At 36.0% G+C, this 19978-nt stretch carries 22 protein-coding genes; 11 read left to right on the forward strand and 11 right to left on the reverse strand.

All coding sequences use genetic code 11. The features are described 5' to 3' along the window. Positions 1-214 precede the first annotated feature (214 nt). A complete protein-coding gene (locus tag ACYH9I_RS05680) occupies positions 215-1297 on the forward strand; it encodes a hypothetical protein (RefSeq protein ID WP_483559548.1) in 1083 nt (360 codons plus the stop codon). A gap of 239 nt (positions 1298-1536) precedes the next feature. Here the strand turns inward: ACYH9I_RS05680 and ACYH9I_RS05685 are convergent, their stop codons facing one another. Next, positions 1537-1965 (reverse strand): universal stress protein, encoded by a 429-nt coding sequence (locus ACYH9I_RS05685; RefSeq protein ID WP_174786922.1) that lies wholly within the window; start codon positions 1963-1965, stop codon positions 1537-1539. A gap of 128 nt (positions 1966-2093) precedes the next feature. On the opposite strand from ACYH9I_RS05685, the gene ACYH9I_RS05690 reads away from it, so the two are divergent. Further along, a complete protein-coding gene (locus tag ACYH9I_RS05690) occupies positions 2094-2498 on the forward strand; it encodes a GNAT family N-acetyltransferase (RefSeq protein WP_483559549.1) in 405 nt (134 codons plus the stop codon). A 1-nt stretch (position 2499) separates the two neighbouring features. Next, positions 2500-3081, forward strand: coding sequence for a Maf family protein (locus ACYH9I_RS05695; RefSeq protein ID WP_483559551.1), 582 nt, complete (start codon positions 2500-2502; stop codon positions 3079-3081). Between the two features lie 24 nt (positions 3082-3105). Here ACYH9I_RS05695 and ACYH9I_RS05700 read toward each other — a convergent pair whose 3' ends face one another. The 10 genes from ACYH9I_RS05700 to ACYH9I_RS05745 all read right to left on the reverse strand — a co-directional run bounded on the left by ACYH9I_RS05700 (position 3106) and on the right by ACYH9I_RS05745 (position 12662). Continuing rightward, positions 3106-3771, reverse strand: a complete 666-nt coding sequence (locus ACYH9I_RS05700) for an ABC transporter ATP-binding protein (protein WP_483559553.1) — start codon at positions 3769-3771, stop codon at positions 3106-3108. 2 nt (positions 3772-3773) lie between these two features. Further along, complete coding sequence (locus tag ACYH9I_RS05705) at positions 3774-4985, reverse strand: ABC transporter permease (RefSeq protein WP_483559555.1); 1212 nt, start codon at positions 4983-4985, stop codon at positions 3774-3776. 85 nt (positions 4986-5070) lie between these two features. After that, entirely contained in the window at positions 5071-5604 is a 534-nt protein-coding gene (locus ACYH9I_RS05710) for a DUF4418 family protein (RefSeq protein WP_483559557.1), read from the reverse strand. 20 nt (positions 5605-5624) lie between these two features. Further along, complete coding sequence (locus ACYH9I_RS05715; protein WP_483559559.1) at positions 5625-6284, reverse strand: ABC transporter ATP-binding protein; 660 nt, start codon at positions 6282-6284, stop codon at positions 5625-5627. Positions 6285-6294: 10 nt separating this feature from the next. Next, positions 6295-7437 (reverse strand): ABC transporter permease, encoded by a 1143-nt coding sequence (locus tag ACYH9I_RS05720; RefSeq protein ID WP_483559560.1) that lies wholly within the window; start codon positions 7435-7437, stop codon positions 6295-6297. A 17-nt stretch (positions 7438-7454) separates the two neighbouring features. Next, entirely contained in the window at positions 7455-8741 is a 1287-nt protein-coding gene (locus tag ACYH9I_RS05725) for an ABC transporter permease (RefSeq protein WP_483559562.1), read from the reverse strand. A gap of 22 nt (positions 8742-8763) precedes the next feature. Continuing rightward, entirely contained in the window at positions 8764-10023 is a 1260-nt protein-coding gene (locus ACYH9I_RS05730; RefSeq protein WP_483559563.1) for a Fe-S-containing protein, read from the reverse strand. Between the two features lie 102 nt (positions 10024-10125). Beyond that, positions 10126-10689: an iron transporter gene (locus ACYH9I_RS05735; protein ID WP_091346214.1), complete on the reverse strand. Its 564-nt coding sequence runs from the start codon at positions 10687-10689 to the stop codon at positions 10126-10128. Between the two features lie 122 nt (positions 10690-10811). Next, entirely contained in the window at positions 10812-12014 is a 1203-nt protein-coding gene (locus tag ACYH9I_RS05740) for an FTR1 family iron permease (RefSeq protein WP_483559565.1), read from the reverse strand. Between the two features lie 15 nt (positions 12015-12029). Next, positions 12030-12662, reverse strand: a complete 633-nt coding sequence (locus tag ACYH9I_RS05745) for a nitroreductase family protein (RefSeq protein WP_483559567.1) — start codon at positions 12660-12662, stop codon at positions 12030-12032. 219 nt (positions 12663-12881) lie between these two features. Here ACYH9I_RS05745 and ACYH9I_RS05750 point away from each other — a divergent pair, with 219 nt between their 5' ends. The 8 genes from ACYH9I_RS05750 (at position 12882) to ACYH9I_RS05785 (ending at position 19977) form a co-directional block, all read left to right on the forward strand. Next, positions 12882-14324, forward strand: a complete 1443-nt coding sequence (locus ACYH9I_RS05750; protein WP_483559569.1) for an LTA synthase family protein — start codon at positions 12882-12884, stop codon at positions 14322-14324. 8 nt (positions 14325-14332) lie between these two features. Then, positions 14333-14956, forward strand: a complete 624-nt coding sequence (locus tag ACYH9I_RS05755; protein WP_483559570.1) for a LysE family translocator — start codon at positions 14333-14335, stop codon at positions 14954-14956. A gap of 166 nt (positions 14957-15122) precedes the next feature. Continuing rightward, positions 15123-16085, forward strand: coding sequence for an arabinose-5-phosphate isomerase GutQ (gene gutQ / locus ACYH9I_RS05760; protein WP_483559572.1), 963 nt, complete (start codon positions 15123-15125; stop codon positions 16083-16085). Between the two features lie 186 nt (positions 16086-16271). After that, positions 16272-16793 carry a shikimate kinase AroK gene (gene aroK / locus ACYH9I_RS05765; protein WP_091346226.1) on the forward strand — a complete coding sequence of 174 codons (522 nt, stop codon included), beginning with the start codon at positions 16272-16274 and terminating at the stop codon, positions 16791-16793. 70 nt (positions 16794-16863) lie between these two features. Next, a complete protein-coding gene (locus ACYH9I_RS05770; protein WP_483559574.1) occupies positions 16864-17703 on the forward strand; it encodes an SPOR domain-containing protein in 840 nt (279 codons plus the stop codon). A gap of 48 nt (positions 17704-17751) precedes the next feature. Then, the gene (locus ACYH9I_RS05775; RefSeq protein WP_483559575.1) at positions 17752-18573 is read left to right on the forward strand and encodes a Dam family site-specific DNA-(adenine-N6)-methyltransferase; all 822 of its coding nucleotides are present in this window, start codon (positions 17752-17754) and stop codon (positions 18571-18573) included. A 38-nt stretch (positions 18574-18611) separates the two neighbouring features. Then, positions 18612-19289 (forward strand): ribulose-phosphate 3-epimerase, encoded by a 678-nt coding sequence (gene rpe, locus ACYH9I_RS05780; protein ID WP_483559577.1) that lies wholly within the window; start codon positions 18612-18614, stop codon positions 19287-19289. Next, entirely contained in the window at positions 19282-19977 is a 696-nt protein-coding gene (locus ACYH9I_RS05785; protein WP_483559579.1) for a phosphoglycolate phosphatase, read from the forward strand. The genes rpe and ACYH9I_RS05785 overlap by 8 nt, the downstream gene beginning before the upstream one ends. The last annotated feature ends 1 nt before the right edge of the window (position 19978 follow it).

Genomic DNA, 19978 nt, shown 5'->3' on the forward strand with positions numbered 1-19978 from the left:
AGACAAACAAAAAAAATCAAATAAAATCAATACTTTTTCTAACTGATTTTTTAATAGCTTTATTTCAATAATTTTTTATTAGAAAATACTTTATTATAATAAATACAAATAAATAAAACACAACTAGTCTAATTTATTAAACTATCTTTGCGACTCTATTATTGCTAGTACAACATAACTCACATATTACCAACAATTATTTATAAGGATATGAATGAAAAGAACAATTTTTTACTTGGCGTTGATGTTATTGTCAAATTTTATTTCGAGCACATCATTAGCCGATGAATTTATACTCAACAAATACGATCCCAATGTTATAAAAACTGGCGAATACTCGCATTTCTACACAGATCCACTTACAGATACAAAAATATCCTTGCCAGCAGATAAATATAGTGCAATGAAAGCTGTCTTCCTTGATAGCTTTGTAGCAAATGATTGTGTATTCTATAAATTTAATCTAGAAAATGGTGAAATTTTTTATTTAAAAGAACTGTGTTCTTCAAAAGAAATTGAATTTAATGGGCTAAAATACCTAATTCGACCAGATCGATACAGCAAAATAGAGAAAAATGTACAGGATTTGAAAAAAATAAAAATTCCTAATCTAAATGATGTTGTGGTTAAAACAGTAACTGTCACAAAAGATAATATTTATGAAGTTACTTTTTCAAATGGGTTACAAATACAAAAAGAATATCTCAATGATTTTCTCAATTTAAGCAAAAAAATCACAAACCCAGATGATTTAAAATTATTAATTCACTATATGAAAAAACACCAACTATCTTTTACAACAGGTTATTACAATCAATATTTATTTTCAATGGACAATTCAACATCACCTATAAAAATTGACATACTTATTAATAAAAATCTAGAGGTTTATCCCACAGTAGATATTACATATAAAGGCACTAAGGCTTTGATTAAAAAGTTTACTATCAATCAAAATAAAGCAACATATTCTTCTATTAATACGCGTTTTTACACTATCAACTCTAATGAAGAGCTTACAATATATGAGTTGCTTTTCACCAAGCAAGAAGTAATTGAAAAGTATCGTTTCGATTTGGATAAAAAGATGACAGATTATATAAAATGGCTTAATGACAAAAAAAGTGCAAAAATAGTATTTTATGGAGATCTGCAAGACATCAGCCAAAAAATAACAAGAAAAAATATTGTTCAATTAAAAGATATGATAAAGATCAATGAATTATTAACCAAGTACTTTAAACGATCATTAGTAAGCTTAGAAAAAGATAAGGATGAAGAAGATGATGATGATTAGCGTTAACTTACCAAGTTAAAGCTTAATTTTGTCCTATCATCAATATCGACAAAAAAGATAGAAGTAATTGATTTTGCATCTTTTATAAATTACACATTAAGTGACTAAAATTAAAAGCTCAAATTATTTATCAGGGGGAATTTTTACATTAAATTCCTCCTGCTTACCTAACTATACTGATCAAAAGTAAATTACAACGGTGCCTTCTAAAAAGACATACTTCACATATAATGCTAAACCTACCGAATCACAAGCACCGCCGTTTTAGCTCCACGCACCACTCCTGACGCATTCGATCCTAAAAGATGCGTTGAGATATTGGGACGACGCGAGCCTAAAATTATTAGGTCTGGTTTGATTTCGTCAGCTAATGCAAGGATTTCATCTCTTGGATGACCAAATGCGATAGAAAAAGATAAATGTTCATGCGGTAAATTAATCGAATCCATTAATTGATGAAGGTATTGTTCCGTTTGTACTGTTGCATGATCTTTAAATTCATCAAATCCAAAAGAGTAAGCATTGATAATAGCCGATGAAACAGGCAAGGCATGAAAAAAGATGACTTCGGCATTAGACAATCTGGCTAAGCACTCTACATGTGGAATGACTTTTTTAGTTAATTCATCTTCAAGCACATCGATAGGAACTAAAATTTTTTTGTACATAACTCCCTCCTTGCTTTGTTATAGATTATATATTCAGCGAAACTAAAACAGGTTTTACCTAGCTAGTATGATACTAATTTTAAATGTAATCCTTAATTATTTTTATTCGTTTTATGATGGAGATCAACATGAATTGCATTATTTATCGTTCTGATGTCAAACCGACACTAGAACAAGCCACCACCCTTTATCGTCATTGTTCATTAGGCAAACGTCGTCCACTTACCGATACCGTACGCTTTCAAGCTATGTTAGATAATGCGAATTTGGTGGTAACTGCTTGGCATGATGATAAATTGATTGGCATTGCGCGTTGTTTAACGGATTTTGTTTATATCACCTATTTGGCAGATCTCGCGGTGGATGAAAATTATCAACGACAAGGCATCGGAAAGCAATTAATTAAAGAAGTGAAAAACAATACTGACAAATCATGTTCAATTACTCTACTAGCTGCACCACAGGCAGTTGATTATTATGCCCATATCGGTTTTAATGCGCATCTTTCAGCTTGGATTTTAAGAGATAATTAAAATGAGAATCATATTAGCCTCGACTTCACCATCACGTAAAAAGGTGCTCGAAAAATTAGCTATCCCTTTTGAGTGTGTGCCACCTGTATGCGATGAAACACCGCTAGTCGGCGAATCAGCTCAGCAATTGGTGGTTCGGCTAGCTAAGCTTAAAGCGCAGTCATTAGTGACAGACTACCCAAATAGCTTAATTATAGGATCGGATCAAGTCGGCGTATTAGACGATAATATTGTTTGCAAACCGCATACGGTTGATAATGCCCGCAAACAGCTTCGACAAAGCAGCGGTAAAGCCTTCTATTTTTATACTGGTATGACAGTAATTAATACCAAAACTCAACAACAAACCACCATTTGCGAACCATTTAAAGTGACCTTTCGTTCATTAAACGATGCGGAAATTGATGCTTATATTGCTAAAGAGATGCCACTACAATGCGCAGGCAGTTTTAAATGTGACGAACTGGGCATTACCCTGTTTGATAAACTAGAAGGCGATGATATTAATTCATTGGTTGGATTGCCATTACTAAAACTCAATAAAATTATGATCGAAATGGGCTGTAATCCACTTTTAATATAACAATTCAGCTAATAAATAAACCCATTAATCAATAAATCGCCCTGCTGACATTTTCATAACTTTTTGACTATAATGGGCAACATCATGATCATGAGTAACAATCAATAACGCTGTACCTTGTTGATGAATTTGAGTAAGTAATTGCATAATCTCGGTTGCACTCTCTTCATCAAGATCACTTGTTGGCTCATCGGCAATAATTATTTGTGGTTTACAAATCAGCGCTCGCAATATCGCAATACGGCGCATTTCACCACCAGACATATTAGCTGGATACGCATCTTGTAAGTGGCTGATGTTGGCTTTTTCAAGCAAACTCTTGGCTTCATTTAAGGGATTTTGGTTTTCTCGCTTAGTTAAATAAAAAGGCAGTCGAATATTATCAATTGCCGTTAAATTAGGCAACAAACTGCTACCTTGAGGAATATAACCAATATGCTGATTGCGAAAGGCAGAAACTTGCTGATCATTAAGCTCAAACAAATTAGTATCATTAATAGTGATTTTGCCTTGTGTTGGCGTCAGTAAACCTGCAATCATATTAAGTAACGTGGTTTTCCCACTGCCCGATTTACCCATAATGCAAATAAAGTCATCTTTTGTCATTGAAAAACTAACATTATTCACCGCAGAAAAGGTTTGTTGCCCTCTTGTGTAATCTTTACGTAGATTTTTAACATTCAGTAACATTATTATTCGCCCTCTCTGAGAGTACTATAAGTATCAAATTTAGTCATTGATAAGGCACCATAAATGCTTGATAAAGGACCAATAATTAGCGTCAGAATAAAAACAACAATTGCATACAACACGGCATCAAATAGCGAAATATTCATACATGGCAAACCAATAGATTGGCAGATTAATAAACTAAATGCATAAAGTAATACTGCCGCAATGACAATGCCTGCAATTCCACCTAATGCACTGATAATTAACGATTCACGCAACAACATGTTAACTAAATCTCGACGTGAAGCGCCCAGTATTCGTAATAAACTAATTTCACGCTTGCGTTCATTTAAGGTTGAAGAAAATATCACAAAAATCACAATAATGGCTAACACCCAAAAAATAGCCGATAAGCTATAGACAATGGTTGAAAAGCCTGTTAACCATTTAGCGATATTGCTTAGCATTCCTTTGGTCATAACAAAATCGATATTATAGTCCATGGCATATCTGGGCATAATTTGATTAACAATATCTTTAGGTTGATAATCTGAATTGACCTTAATAAAAATCGACGAGGCATAATCAGCAAAATGGTCAACATCCCCTTCAATTAATTTTGCATTTTTCATTAATGATTGTGCTGCAGACATAGTCATAAAGACAGAGGTATCAAATCCCATCCCTGTACTATCCATTTTAGCGGCAATTTTGAAGGGATGATTAAAAAATATGATTTCATCCCCTACTTGTGAGTTAATTTTGGAACCCACAACCACTTGATTGTCGGTTAACGGTTGTGTCAGTTGCGATTGTAGCCAAGGTTTTATCACAAAGTCGCTCTGCTGTTCAAACCCGATTAACTGTACTTTTGTTGTGCAACATCCCGCATTTAATGAAGCTATAAATAGCTGGGGTGAAATAGCATCAATGCCTTTGATATCTTTTATTTTATCAATCAAATCGACTTTTAAATAAAAGCTACTTGGTTCACCACGCAATAGAGCAACTTCCATATTTTTTTCATAACCATAAGGTACAATAAGAATATCAGCACCCAATCGGTTAGCCATGCCCGAAATACCAAGACTAAGATTTTTCATCAGCACGCTACCACCAAATAGCGTTGCAGAAAAAAGCATAATGATAATAATCAAACAACAACTTCGAAATGGTCGTCGCTGAATGTTTCGCCACGCTAAATTTGCCATGGTGAGCGGTTTTTCTTGCATGATGACTTCCTACTTGTCTTATTAAAAGGCTATCTTTGCCTATATCAGGCAAAGATGAGTATGGTTGATGATTGCTAACAATTAGCTATCGATTTTTAGTCTTTTTATTTAAGTAATAAGTGTTAACTACGGCTACAATAAATAATAAGCAAGATAATAACACCAAAGCTGGTTTAGAGCCCATATTGCATCGCATCATCTCGTTTGAGCAGACACCAATTAAAATGGTTGGAATAGCCATAGCTAATAAAGAAATACAGGCAAGAGCCATGCTTAATCCCATTCGAACAAAAACAGTACGACTAATCAGTAGTAATACGCCAATGGCAATGACTAAACAGCCGACACCGATTTCAGCTCTTGCTGTCCAAAAACACTTCATGATTTTTCCTGCACCAGCGGCATGCATGTGTCCGCTATGAGCAAGCTCGCTACTCGCACTATCCATAGCATTACTTACCGTGCCACCCATTGAATCATTCATGGTATGACTCATTGTATCAACTGGCATCACAGCGTTTTCTGGCGATGGGCAAACAGGTAAGATATACAATGGAAATAAAATAATTAATACACCAAGGACAATAAAGATACTTGACGAAATAATACGGTTTTTCATATACGACAACCTTTTGTTGGTTAATTATTAATGATACGCGCGACTTTGCCGTGCTCCAGTACTACTGTGGTTTGAGCATGTTTTGATACTTCTGGTGAGTGAGTAACCACAATGATTGTACTGCCTTCTTCGTGCAGTTGATGTAGTAAGTTCATAACCATCGCTTCATTGCTTTCATCTAAATTACCAGTTGGTTCATCGGCTAAAATTAACTTAGGATAATTAATTAATGCCCTAGCAATACAAACTCGCTGCTGTTCTCCCCCCGATAACTGCCGTGGTAAGTGCTTAGCACGGGCGGCAAGCCCTACCCGCTCAAGTGCTTGCATGGCTTCTTTTTCGTCGACCATACTATGATAATACTGGGCGACCATAACATTTTCTAATGCTGTTAAATACGGTACTAGGTGGAATTGTTGAAAAATCAGGCCTATCTTATCTCGGCGAATTTCTGTCAATTGGGATAAAGAAAGCTGGGTAATATCTTGTCCATCGAGAATAACCGAACCAAGTGAAGGTTTATCCATACAACCAATGATATTCATCAAAGTCGTTTTACCGCTACCAGATGGTCCCATGATTGATAACCAATTCCCTTCCTCAACCGTTAAATTCACCTCAGACAATGCATGCAGTGAATCATAAATCTTAGACACATTTTTTACTTCGAGTATATTCATACTTTATATCCTATTCACCACGTAAAACTAAAGCTGGTTCGACCTCAAGTGCACGTTTTACCGGAATTAAACACGCAATCACCGTGACTATCGCCGAAATAATAATGGTGACTGGGATTAGATAAAACTCAATAATAATTGAACGACCAAACACATTGGTACTGATGATTTGCGCAAAAATAAATCCACAAATAGCACCAATCATGCCACCAACGATACCTAAAACTAATCCTTCGGCTAAAAACTCTTTTGCGATACTTTGGTTAGTTGCTCCAATTGCTTTTTTAAGACCAATCTCTTTGCGGCGTTCCATGACCACAGTCATCATGGTGGTGGCCACACAAATCATAGTTAGTATTAATACCACAAAAGTGACTAAATAAAGTAACGATGATAATTTACCAAGTACCAGGGTTTCAGATTTTGTCACCCATTTAATCAAATGTGGATCGATTGTGCTAGATTGTTGTTTGAGTATCTCAATATACTGCTGTAACTCAAGTTCAGTCGCCGTAATACTCACTTCGACCACTTCGGCTTGTTCACTTTCTTCAAATAACTGTTCTAAATCATGTAAGTCAATAAAAATAAAGCCATCTTCAGAGCGCCCTGTTTTGACAATTCCGGTGACTTTCAGGTCCTCATCAAAACGTGAGTCTTGTTTAGATTTACCCGAAATGGTCATAGAGCTACCAATGGTTAACTTGGCAAAATTAGCAATATCGGTACCAATCATTATTTCATGTGGATTTTGTGGCAACGTACCTTCAATGTGCCAATAAGGACTAGTTTTAGTTACTTGCTTAAAGTCTGTTCCCACAATAGTATAAGGGTGCTGATTACTACGAATGGACTCATAACGAAACGGGGTCACGCCAAGTAATTTATCTTTTGGCAAAAAACTCACCGCCTTATTAACATCCGTCATTGCCACCGTTCGCTGATTATTAGCAGGTAACAATAGAAGATTAGCACCATAAGAACGGAACTCTTGCCCCATTTGCCGTGGTATATCATAACAAAGCGTGATCATACCAAGGAGCACAGTTGCGCCAATTGCAACACCAAGCAAGGCAATAGCAATGCGAGAACGGCGGCGGATAAGTGAACTAAACACCGTTTTAATAATAAAGCGTCTATTTTTATTCATCATGATAGTGACCTTTCACCTTATCGACCATGCAGCACATTTGTTGGGCGTAAAAACATCATAATACGCAATGCCGGTAAGCTACCTAACAAGGTGATCAAGCTAACCATAATTAGGACTAAAGGCACAATGATCATTTTAGGCTGAACAAATGATCCGAATACGGTATGACCAATGATTTGCGCAAAGCCAAGCCCAATAAAGTAACCAAAAAAACCACCAAGTAAGGCAATAATTAAGATCTCAGTTAATATTAACATCGCAACCGCTGTATTGGTTGCGCCAAGCGCTTTTAATAAGCCAATTTCGGTACTACGCTCAATAACATTAGCTGTCACCAAATTTGAAATCGCCAATGCCGAACAAATCAACGATAAGATAGTCAGCAATAACATTAATAATTGTGTTTTTTGTAATATTGCACCTTCAGATTCAGCCACTTGCATAATAGCTTTGACTCTAACATCAGGCATTAATTCTTCAATTTGATAAGCTATTGAACTAATATAAGCGGTACAATACCATGTGTCCCACTCGGTTCTAGATAAGCTATTCGGATCTTGCGCCGCTTTGCGCGCTAATTCGTTTTCGGGGGTGGTTAATGCACTCACCTCAACACGCTCAACCAGCCCTTTTTTATTAGCAAGATCTTGTGCAACTGGTAACGATACATAAATTTGAGCATCTTCTACACCCCCGCTATGAAAAATATTATTCACTGTCAGAGTAAGCTTTTTGTTGTTTTGCATTGAGATAATATCTATCGTATCACCTAGCTTTAAATTCCACTGTTTCGCAATAGTTTCACCTACCATCACACCTTGCAAATTGTCATCGGTCATTGGCTTACCGTCAATTGTCCACCACGATTTCATGGCTAACATGCCCGTATCAACCTGATCACCGGTTGGTATGTTAAGATGTTTATTAAACCAAGTACCCACCACCGTAATTGGCTTATCATTAAAGGTCGCTTGAGTTGTTAGAAAAGGCGCAAAATCAACGATGTTATAGGCCCAAAATATCATCTTAATTTTAACAAGTTCATCTTGCTTAATATACTGTACAGCTTGCCCTTTATCATTGTTATCAAGTTGATACATTTCACTAATTACAGAACTACCACGAGGAACGATATTGAGATTAGCGCCATAGGCTTTTAACTCTTGGTTCACTTTATCCCCTACGTCAAACATCACATTTAACATGGCTGTGGCAAGCGAAACACCCAAAGCAACCGTTAAGGCAATAAGAAAGAGTTTCTTTTTTTGGTGAACTAATACACTAAATAACATTCTGCGAAACATAACCTATTCCTTTTAATACGCTTTATTTGAAACGACTTTTTTCTGCTTCAAGATTCGCAGGACGAATCACCATATTGCCGTCAATAATTTCGTATTTAAGTGGGACAGGGTTACACCCCCCCGAAAATCCAATCGTTGCAATATTCATGACTACATCACACAAACTACATACCACTTGATTACCGCGTTGGTAGTAACCACTTGCACCACAAATATCACAAGCATCAAATCCAACACCATAAGCATTTTCGCTTTTTTTGATAATAATAAAGCGGACTAAAGTACCATCCGTTGTTTTATAACCATAACGATGTAAATTACCATCGTTCACCTGATCAAGGGGAATAACAATTAAGCCATGGGTATTAGGGGTCACTGGCTCTGCTGGTGTAAGCTCTACCCCTTTATCAAAAATATAACGCGCACGCGTTACAGTATAAGCAGTGATTGCCGTACCAGCCATAATCATTAAGGCACTTCTTCTATTGCTGTGCAATTGCGCTTTTAGTTTACGAATTTGAGCTGGATTACTACCCACTAACGAGGTTGTTTTAGACTTGATGTATAAAGCAATGGCTAAACAAAGCACAATAGCCATAAAAATAAAGATAAAAAAGTTAACATGTCCAAGGATGAAAATAACCAACTTCATCATCCAAGGCTGTGCTGAAATAAAACGTCTAACAATTAAAATTTGTAAAATATTAATGCTATTTTGAATAGCAAAAATAATAATTGAAAATGCAGTAATGGTAAAAACAAATTTAGTCGACAATCGATCACAAGCACGATAAACAAACAACCCCGTTAACAAAATAACCAACAGAGCAAACCCATAACCTATCCACTTAAATAAGTAGTCATGATTAAAGATAGAATCCATACCAACTGCAAATTCAAACGGGTAAAGCATTAAATTAGGTAAATATTGTGCACTGATCGAACCAATACCTACTACAAATAGTAGTATCAATACAGCATTGCCAATGCGTCCAATGCAATTATCAGTAAGTTTTTGTAAAAAAATACCTATTACAACTGGTATAGCAATAATAACCCAAGGTATAATTACTCCGAGATCATAAAATTCACGAACAGCAAAACCCGTGTTGCGTTTTAAAACGGCATAAACTAATGCAGCAACAAATCCCACTATAAAACCGAATAAAATAATTTTTTTACTATGATTAGGTGTCGATTTCACAACTACTGCACTAAGTAGCGCCATCATCATGGCCGGAACGAAAGTATTATCGGTAATATTGATAAGATATTGAAGCATATTCATTGCCTAGTGATTACAAATTTTATTGGTGAGCATAATGCTCACCAATAACTGACTATTAATTATTAAATATAATTATATTTAGTGTTTAAAACACAATTACCATGCACGTGGAATATAATCAAAGTCCCAAGAAACTTCAATCGGTTTAGTCCAGAAGCGACCTTCTACCCCTGTTTCTTTATCAACGTGTAATAAATAACCTTGTTTTTCAGGATTTTCAATCGTAAACGTGACTTTATATTTACCTGCACCATCAAGTTTAATATTATTACCATAGTGAGGGCCATCCGATGCGTTCATTGGCATAAAGTTACCTTCGATCGCTTTATCGCTACCTTCTTTTTGTATTTTATACTTAACGGTCAAATAAGGGACAAAATCACCAACGCCATAACCTAATTTGTTACCTTCTGCAGCAGAGATATCAGCTTCAATATGCATATCTGATTTTGAAGCTGGCAACCCACCCATTCCAGCCGGTTCCATATCAACAGGTTGGAAGTAAACTGCGCCAATATGTAATGGACCAACAGTAACTTCATCACCAATTGGGAACTCTTCAAAACCTTTTTGTTCACCTGGCGCTGGCGCTGCTGCGTGAGCAAATGAAGATAACGCAAGTATTGAAGCAATACCCGCCGATAATACTAATTTTTTCATTGAAAACTCCTTCACTTTCTTTTTAACGACTTTTTAACGAATATTCCTAAAGGCTTGTCTCTATATTTATTGGTGGTGAGTCCGTTCACACTCCAAGCCATTCTTTTAAATGGATTATATTATTAACGCTTATAATTTTTATGACTACGCTTAAATGTGTAATATATAACTGCAAACGCCACAATAAACACCATAATTACTTGTGGAATTAATGTCTCTAGTGTTGGATAAATACCTAAAATCTCAACAGAATGAACAAAATCAACAGGAGTAACCGAAATAATATCAGCCTCTTGCAACTCTTTCACTCCACCACCAGCAAAAGCAATTGCCATAACATACATTAATATACTAGTACCAATAAAGAATGGTTTAATAGGCAATTTCATTGAGCCAAAACGAATCACCATAAAAATCACTGCCAGCACAATCGTTCCAACCGCTAATCCATACCAAACCTTATCCATATGATCTTGAGCATCAACTAGCATGGCTTGATAAAATAAGATCGTTTCAGCACCTTCTCGAAAGACGGCTAAAAAGGCGGCAAAACCTAATGCAAAACGACTTCCTGATGAAATTGCTGTTTGCACTTTACCTTGGACATAACTCTTCCATGCTTCAGCTTCGGCTTTAGAAAACATCCAGTTACTAATAAAAAACAACACCACTGTTGCAAGTAACATTGCCGAACCTTCAATAATTTCTTGATTAGCACCACTGATTGTAATTGCAGAGCGAAGTGCTATCGCAGCAAGTACACTGGCAAAAACAGCAACAAGTGAACTCATATAAACTACTTTCACCATTGGCATATTCCCAGAACGAACAAGATAAGCTGAAATTGCTGCAATGACTAAAATCGCTTCTAAACCTTCTCGGAAAATAATAATAAATGAAGCAAAAAAAACGCCCCAACCACTCTCTTTTTTGCCATCCAATTCGTTAGCGTCTTCATGCAACATTTTTAAAATTGTATCTATCTCAACACGAACAGCTTTATTTGGCGCACCATCACTCATCAACCGCTTAATTTTAGCAAATTGATATTCAGTATCAGTGCCACGCTTACCCGAAATATAAGACATAACAGCACGCTCTACCCCGTGCTTTTCATAAAAGCCAAAATAAGCATTATTAACACGAGCTTTGGCACGCTCAACGTCTTTCATAAAATAGATATCATAAGCGTCATTTAAAATGACATCCATTTCACTAATAATGGCATTCCAACTTTCATATTTTTTTTCTACCGCATAAGACGATGGTACAAAGGCCATTAAGCTTGCAATAAGGAGCAAAGCAAGTGTAATAAATCTTTTCATTCCCGTTATTACCTCTTATTTTCCTAATAAAAGCATACCAAGTGGTTTACTGCCTTCAGGTAACTCTAGTTCTTGGATTATGACGTCTGATTTAATGGAATGAATATAACGGGCGCTTAATTTCAACGCTGTCGCAGCTAGATAGGCATTTTGACTCATTGCGCCAACAGCTGTGTAACTAAAGTTAGCAATTTGTTCTGGATTGATATCCGTAAATGCACTCGCATCTGACACAAAAATCAACGAATAAGCCGCTCGCTTAGTAAAATTTTGTAAACCAATGTCAGCACGAATATCTTTATTATTAATTTCTTTTAAATAATGTCCTTCCCACTCATATAAAAAAGTACCCTTTTCACCGGCAACATAAATTCGTACGTAAGGAGGATTACCATTAGCCATTGGCACAGTCCAACCGTTTTTGCCTCGATTTAAACCACTTGCCGCCCAAAGCACAGTCGAAAGCTCATCATCAGTAACTTGACCAGCAGGAAAACCGCCGCCTGGCGTTGAAGATCGTTTTTTCAAACTTTCAAACAAACCCATGCCATCTTTAGTTTGTGGTGTCGGTAATGTAATATCGGCATAACAAAAAGAAAAGCAAAATAAAGATAAAAAGGCGATGATTTTCCGTATAAAACACGGCATAGTAACCCCTGACATTCTAATAAATGGAATGGGGGATATCTTATTGCGAATAACATCAATTATCAACATCAAATAGTAACAATTATCATTTTTACCTTTGGTAACACTATTTATTATTGGTATTTTGTGATATTGAATTAGCCGATATTTTTATTTTTTTGCGCATTAAGTATATACTTAAGCAAAATTGATTCTTGAATAAATTGAGCAACACATTTTATGCCATTATCGACACTGATTGTTTTACCACTTTTTATTATCACAATTGTTTTTGCCTCGTTTTTTAAACAAAAAAAGTGGCAATTTTTAAGTATAACGTTATTCACGGTCTTTATCGTAATGGAGCTCACTTCTATCTACTTTAGTGGTGGCTTTATTGATTATCAGTTTTATGTAAATTTAAACGTTAATGACATCATTGAAGGGCTATTTATTTTTAAATTACAAGCTGCTTTGGTTATTGTCGTCTTTTTTACCCTTATCTTTTTGCTATCAAAACTAGCAAATTGGTGCAAACGCAAATGCCCTTTAATTGTTCGTTTGTTATTAGCCGTTGTAGCAATTGTATCAATTAGTTATCACAATGGCCCATTCAGCCGTTTATACGAAATCTATCAGGTAACTAGCGCACCTCGTAAACCATTTGATCAAGCGTTACAATCACTCAACATGACTAACTATATCAATAAAAATCAACTTATTAGTCATCATGGTAAAAATATTATTGTGCTATCTTTAGAATCATTTGAACAAGGCTTCTTTGATGTTGAAGACATTACGCCAAATTTGCGACAACTGCGTCAAGATTATACCTTTTTTGCTAATATGCCAATGAGCCCAGGCAGCACTTGGACTACCGCATCGATGTATACTTATATGACTGGTATGCCTTTTTTAATTGGCGGCTACACTACATCGCCATTAATGCGTGCAGATAAAACGAACTTAGTCAGTTTGGGGGATGTGCTTAAACAGGCTGGGTATCAAACCCGTTATGTAATGGCCAGCCCTGATTTTGCTGGCATTGGTCATACTGCTGAGCTGTTTGGTATGCAAGTTATTTCCGAAAAAAACTATGTTGGGCAATATCCACCAGCACCTTTTGGGTTGTATGACAAAGATATTTTTGATGTTGCGCAAAAACAAATTAGCAAAATGCGCCAAGCAAACAAACCCTTTGCTTTGTTTGTTTCGACTGTTTCAACTCATGCACCAAATGGTTTTGATGATGAAAGAATGCGATCGGTTATTTCACCAAAGACGGATAATATGTCGTTTGTTGCAGCTTCGTTAGATCATAACTTAGGGCTTTTTATCCAACAATTAAAAGATAAAGGATTATTGGAAAACACGGTATTTTACATTTTTCCCGATCACTTAATGATGGGTTCTGGCACACCAACAATCAATCGCCTTTCAAAAAAAGAGCGCAAACTTTATTTATTAACAAATGCACGTACACAAGATCTACAAAAAACGCCTGATCAAACCATTTATCAAATAGATTTGCCACGTTTAATTTTAAACGGTGCACAAGTTGAAAGTAACGCCAAATTTTTGACAGACTATTTAACCGAGCCTAATTTTGATAAAAAACAATTTATTGAACAAAATAAATCCAACATTGCAACGATCAATAATTCAGCACAACAATTCAAATAGGCTATAAAATGACGGTTGAAACATTAATTTTAGTCTCTACGATTAGTTTTTTAGGTATGATATCGCCTGGACCTGATTTCTTTTTGGTGTTAAAAAACAGCTTGAGTTATAACCGTAAAGTGGCTTTACTCACCTGTTTAGGTGTCATCACAGCCATCTTAGTTCATATGAGCTATTGTGTTGCAGGCATTGCAGTGCTTATCACCACCACACCACTACTTTATAATGCTTTACGTTATGCGGGTGCTGCTTACCTAATATGGCTTGGTATAAAGGCACTAATTGCCTCAAAACCAAATACGACCTATATAGGTAAACAACAGACCAAACAATCAATTTCAGAAAAATCAGCCTTTATGCAAGGTTTTTTATGTAATTTACTTAATCCTAAAGCAACGTTATTTTTTTTAGCTACCTTTACTCAAGTACTTAATGCAGAATCATCAACATTCGATAAGCTCATCGTTGCCTTGATTATTTGGATTGAGGCTATTTTTTGGTGGCCTTTTGTTGTGTTGATTTTTCAAACACAAAGCGTACAACGCCGTTATTTTAAAATTCAATTTATCATTGATAAATTACTGGGTATCATTTTAATAACTTTGGGAATAAAAGTCGCTTTAGGATTTTAGATTATTAAAAGATAATAGGTAGATATTGTTAAAAAAACACACACTTTTTTGAATATTCAACCGTTAATTGTTAAACTGGTAGCAATTGAGCTTTTATCATCGTTTTTCCTTTGTTAACGGTTATAAATTCACTGAACACTTATTTTCATTCGATAGGCTAATTGAAATGAATAAATTATTACAATATGGTCGAGAGCTTCTTGAATTAGAGATACACGAAGCGCAAAAATTACCAGATCGGCTAGGTAACGATTTTGTTAACGCATGTCAGCTTATTTTAAGCACCAACGGTAAAGTGGTTGTTTCAGGTATTGGAAAGTCTGGGCATATAGGTAAAAAAATTGCCGCTTCATTAGCAAGTACAGGTAGTCCAGCTTTTTTTATGCATCCATCGGAGGCCTTACATGGCGATTTAGGGATGGTTACACCAAACGATGTAGCCGTTTTAATTTCTTATTCAGGACGAGCCAAGGAATTTAATTTAATTTTACCTATTCTTGCCGAAATGAATGTACCCGTTATTGCTATTACAGGAGGATTAGATTCGCCACTGGCTAAATCAGCTCAAGCCATTCTTGATATTTCAATTGAAAAGGAAGCTTGCCCAATGGGACTTGCGCCAACGTCAAGTTCAACCAACACATTATTAATGGGTGATGCTCTTGCGATCGCTGTCATGCGCGCACGGGGCTTTAAAGAGGAAGATTTTGCACGCTCTCACCCTGCTGGTAGCTTAGGAGCCAAATTACTTAATCATGTGAGAGATGTAATGCGAACCGGCGATCGAATTCCTAAAATATCACAAACTGCAACTGTATTAGATGCCATGCTAGAATTAAGTCGAACAGGTGTAGGTTTAGTTGCAATTTGCCAAGATAACAATAAAATAATTGGTGTATTTACCGATGGTGATTTACGTCGATTATTATTAAAAAATGGTACATTACAAGATAGCATTATGGACGTTATGACCAGCCCAGGGCATCGCATCCCTGAAAATTGGAAAGCGGTTGAAGCACTAAAATCATTTAATGATCATAACATTACCGCTGCTCCCGTTGTTAATAGCGAAGGTGAATTAGTAGGCGCGTTAAACATCCATGATTTGCATCAAGCGGGTATTAGCTAAAACTATTGATAAATACCTATTGCCAAAAGGTGCTATCTATTGAGATAATTACCGACCTAAATTTTTGTCGTTAGACGGAGATCCAAGAAAAGTTACACAGTGATAACGCGAATGACACTATAAAGTTATAGCGAATTGATATTGTGTTGTATATTTTAACCAAAATTAATAGATGATGAAACTACAATGGCAGAAAAGCGAAATATCTTTCTAATTGGCCCAATGGGGGCAGGAAAAAGCACAATAGGCCGACAAATTGCACAACAGTTAGGCATGGATTTTTTTGACTCGGATCAAGAGATTGAAAAACGTACTGGCGCTGATATCGCATGGATTTTTGATCTAGAAGGGGAAGAAGGATTCCGTGCCAGAGAAGAAAAAGTCATTAATGAATTGACAGAAAAACAAGGCGTTGTTCTTGCAACGGGTGGAGGTTCTGTCTTATCTAAAGAAACACGCAATCGATTATCCGCTCGTGGAATTGTTGTCTACCTTGAAACAACGATTGAAAAGCAAATGGCAAGAACACAAAAAGATAAACGTCGCCCATTATTACAAGGTAGTAATACCCCACGTGAACTTTATGAAGAGCTAGCCGATAAACGCGAACCACTTTACGAAGAAATTGCCGATATTACAATTAAAACTGATGAACAAAGTGCCAAAGGTGTTGCTGGTTATATCATTGATCAAATAGAGCAAATTTAAACCATCATTTTCACTTATGATGGTAAGTTATAGCAAGGCAATAAACCTACTAATAGGTTAAGGAGTAGAAATGCGTGTAGATAGAGAAGATCGTTATATATCTGAACAACCTAATAAAGGCACTATACTCTCATCAAAATTACCAAAATTGCTACAAGACTGTTTTAAGAAAAAGCGAATTCTTCTTGGTCTGGCAGTTGTTATTATTCTATTATTGTTTAGTTTAATTTTGTTTCGCTCTTCAAACAAAACTGAACCAACACCATTAACGCCACCAGAGATTAATGGTGTTGAAGAATCGCAAGTACCAAATGATCCTGTTACAAATGGGCAAGATGACATGTCCATGAATACGGAACAAACCAGCTCAGAACAAAATGCTGAGCTAAACACACAAGGTAACAAGCAAAGCTCCGAAATACCTAATGATGCAAACAATAATTTAAACTCAAATGGCAATCCAAAAGATAGACCAGAGGCACCCACAAATCCGGTTATACCACCATCCAATACAAATGGTGTTGCCAATTCGAATAATATTAAAGCAAATCCAGCCAAAACTAGAGAAAATAAAAGCAATATTAATAGAAAAACATCTCATCATCAAACTGATAAAAATGTAATTACGACAAATAATTTAAAGCTAAGAGATAACAGTTATAGCATACAGCTTACTGCATCTAAATCAGCTGATGGGGTAAAAAAATTTGTTAACCAACATAAGATAACTAATTACCAAGTTTATGAAACTAAACGTAATAATGAAAAATGGTATATTTTAATTAAAGGCAACTATTCATCAGTAGATGAGGCACATAAAGCAATCAAGTCTTTACCAAGTGCACTACAAAAAGACAAACCATGGGTTAAATCTGGTGCAACGATTAATAAAGAAAAAGCAGCAAAATAATCAAGGATATCGTTTATTTATCCGAGCAAAAACAAACAGGAGTATCCGTTGAAGAAGCGACGAGCCTTTTTAAAATGGGCTGGAGGAAAATATGAGCTTGTAGACACAATTAAACGGTATCTACCAGAAGGCGATCAACTGATTGAACCTTTTGTCGGTGCTGGTTCCGTATTTTTAAATACCAACTACAAAAGTTATATTTTAGCGGATATCAATCATGACTTAATTTCATTATTTAAATTATTAAAATCAAGTCCCGATCAATTTATCCGTGATCTGAAATTGCTATTTGTTGCTCAAAATAATCAACCTGATGCATTTTACCAGCTGCGTGATGTATTTAATGGTAGTCAAGACCAATATTTTAGATCACTTTTATTTGTCTATTTAAATCGACATTGTTATAACGGCCTATGTCGTTATAACAATAGCGGGCTATTTAATGTACCATTTGGACGTTATAAAACCATTTATTTTCCTGAAAAAGAACTCTACTTTTTTGCAGAAAAAGCACAAAGAGCCCAGTTTGTTTGTGCACCTTATTACGAAGTAATGAAGCAGGCAAAAAAAAATTCAGTAATTTATTGTGATCCGCCCTATATATCCCCAAATGAATCAGCGGGTTTTACAGCTTACTATTCAAATATATTTGGATTTGAAGAGCATAAAAACTTATCAAAATTAGCCGAAACCATGGCATATAAAAAAAATATACCAGTGCTAGTGTCTAATCATTATACTGATTACACAATGACTCTTTACAGCAAAGCAAGCCAGTTATATCGAGCAGAAATGCGACGCTCAATTAGTTGCGCAGGTGAAGGTCGCAAAAAAATCGATGAGATTTTAGCATTATATAAAAAGCCATAAACAGGCTTAACTATAATGAAAGTTATTAGAGGTAGGTTATGAAAAAATACATTATTGCGCCATCAATATTATCAGCCAATTTTGCTCGTCTTGGTGAAGACACTCAAAAAGTGCTTGATGCAGGGGCGGATGTTATCCATTTTGATGTCATGGATAACCATTTTGTACCAAACCTAACAATGGGAGCCATGTTTTGTAAAGCACTGCGAGACTACGGTATTTCCGCGCCTATTGACGTTCATTTAATGGTATCACCGGTTGAAGAACTCATCACTGCATTTGCCAAAGCAGGCGCAACCAACATATCAATCCACCCAGAAGCTACTGTTCATTTGGATCGGTCATTACAGTTAATTAAAGATCACGGCTGCACTGCCGGTATTGTACTTAACCCTGCCACGCCACTTGATTGTCTAGATTATATCATGGAAAAAATTGACATCATTTTACTCATGAGCGTTAATCCTGGTTTTGGTGGACAATCATTTATATCTTCTACAATCAAAAAAATACAACAAGTAAAACAGCGTATTATGGAATCTGGACGTGATATTCGTTTAGAAGTTGATGGCGGAGTAAAAGTCGAAAATATTGCAGAAATAGCCAAAGCCGGCGCAGACATGTTTGTTGCTGGATCTGCCATATTTAACCAACCGAATTATAAAGCGGTTATCGATGCAATGCGTAAAGAGTTAGCAGGAGTGACACATGCATAAACTAAATGACATTCAAGCAATCGCCTTTGATTTAGACGGTACCCTCGTTGATAGCGTACCGGGGCTTGCACTAGCGGCACAAAAAATGTTGGCCGACTTAACCCTACCGACAATCAGCAACGAACAGATCAAAAACTTTGTAGGTAATGGTATTGATATCATGTTAGAACGGGTATTTAATGCAATTGGCACCACACCTTCTGGCGAACTTTTTTCGAAAGCGAAAACCCTTTTCAATCAACATTATAATAAAGTAATGGATGCCGAAACCAAGTTATTCCCTCACGTCAAAGCAACCTTAAAAACACTGCACGACAACCAATACCCACTGGCATTAGTTACCAATAAGCCAGCACAATTTTTGCCGGCCTTGCTGACTTCTTTAGGTATAAAAGAGTACTTTTCATTAGTGCTTGGTGGGGGTGATGTCATTAAATTAAAGCCACACCCAGCACCTTTATATCAAGTTATGGCAACCTTTGGATTGTTTAGCGATCAGCTCTTATTTGTTGGTGATTCTAAAAACGATATTACTGCAGCACAAAATGCCAATTGCCCAACCGTTGCCTTAAGCTATGGCTATAACTATGGCGTTTCGATTGCTACTAGCAATCCTGATTTTTTATTGGATGATTTTAAAGAGATATTAACATTATTACCTCAGCCAAAAGCTGATGCAAAAAAATAAT

This window comes from Gilliamella sp. X-23 (genome assembly GCF_057063545.1).

Bases quoted from the DNA above. Each gene is read 5' to 3' on its own strand.
- ACYH9I_RS05680 (WP_483559548.1), top strand. From the start codon at position 215: ATGAAAAGAACAATTTTTTACTTGGCGTTGATGTTATTGTCAAATTTT.
- ACYH9I_RS05685 (WP_174786922.1), bottom strand. From the start codon at position 1,965: ATGTACAAAAAAATTTTAGTTCCTATCGATGTGCTTGAAGATGAATTA.
- ACYH9I_RS05690 (WP_483559549.1), top strand. From the start codon at position 2,094: ATGAATTGCATTATTTATCGTTCTGATGTCAAACCGACACTAGAACAA.
- ACYH9I_RS05695 (WP_483559551.1), top strand. From the start codon at position 2,500: ATGAGAATCATATTAGCCTCGACTTCACCATCACGTAAAAAGGTGCTC.
- ACYH9I_RS05700 (WP_483559553.1), bottom strand. From the start codon at position 3,771: ATGTTACTGAATGTTAAAAATCTACGTAAAGATTACACAAGAGGGCAA.
- ACYH9I_RS05705 (WP_483559555.1), bottom strand. From the start codon at position 4,985: ATGCAAGAAAAACCGCTCACCATGGCAAATTTAGCGTGGCGAAACATT.
- ACYH9I_RS05710 (WP_483559557.1), bottom strand. From the start codon at position 5,604: ATGAAAAACCGTATTATTTCGTCAAGTATCTTTATTGTCCTTGGTGTA.
- ACYH9I_RS05715 (WP_483559559.1), bottom strand. From the start codon at position 6,284: ATGAATATACTCGAAGTAAAAAATGTGTCTAAGATTTATGATTCACTG.
- ACYH9I_RS05720 (WP_483559560.1), bottom strand. From the start codon at position 7,437: ATGATGAATAAAAATAGACGCTTTATTATTAAAACGGTGTTTAGTTCA.
- ACYH9I_RS05725 (WP_483559562.1), bottom strand. From the start codon at position 8,741: ATGTTTCGCAGAATGTTATTTAGTGTATTAGTTCACCAAAAAAAGAAA.
- ACYH9I_RS05730 (WP_483559563.1), bottom strand. From the start codon at position 10,023: ATGCTTCAATATCTTATCAATATTACCGATAATACTTTCGTTCCGGCC.
- ACYH9I_RS05735 (WP_091346214.1), bottom strand. From the start codon at position 10,689: ATGAAAAAATTAGTATTATCGGCGGGTATTGCTTCAATACTTGCGTTA.
- ACYH9I_RS05740 (WP_483559565.1), bottom strand. From the start codon at position 12,014: ATGAAAAGATTTATTACACTTGCTTTGCTCCTTATTGCAAGCTTAATG.
- ACYH9I_RS05745 (WP_483559567.1), bottom strand. From the start codon at position 12,662: ATGCCGTGTTTTATACGGAAAATCATCGCCTTTTTATCTTTATTTTGC.
- ACYH9I_RS05750 (WP_483559569.1), top strand. From the start codon at position 12,882: ATGCCATTATCGACACTGATTGTTTTACCACTTTTTATTATCACAATT.
- ACYH9I_RS05755 (WP_483559570.1), top strand. From the start codon at position 14,333: ATGACGGTTGAAACATTAATTTTAGTCTCTACGATTAGTTTTTTAGGT.
- gutQ (WP_483559572.1), top strand. From the start codon at position 15,123: ATGAATAAATTATTACAATATGGTCGAGAGCTTCTTGAATTAGAGATA.
- aroK (WP_091346226.1), top strand. From the start codon at position 16,272: ATGGCAGAAAAGCGAAATATCTTTCTAATTGGCCCAATGGGGGCAGGA.
- ACYH9I_RS05770 (WP_483559574.1), top strand. From the start codon at position 16,864: ATGCGTGTAGATAGAGAAGATCGTTATATATCTGAACAACCTAATAAA.
- rpe (WP_483559577.1), top strand. From the start codon at position 18,612: ATGAAAAAATACATTATTGCGCCATCAATATTATCAGCCAATTTTGCT.
- ACYH9I_RS05785 (WP_483559579.1), top strand. From the start codon at position 19,282: ATGCATAAACTAAATGACATTCAAGCAATCGCCTTTGATTTAGACGGT.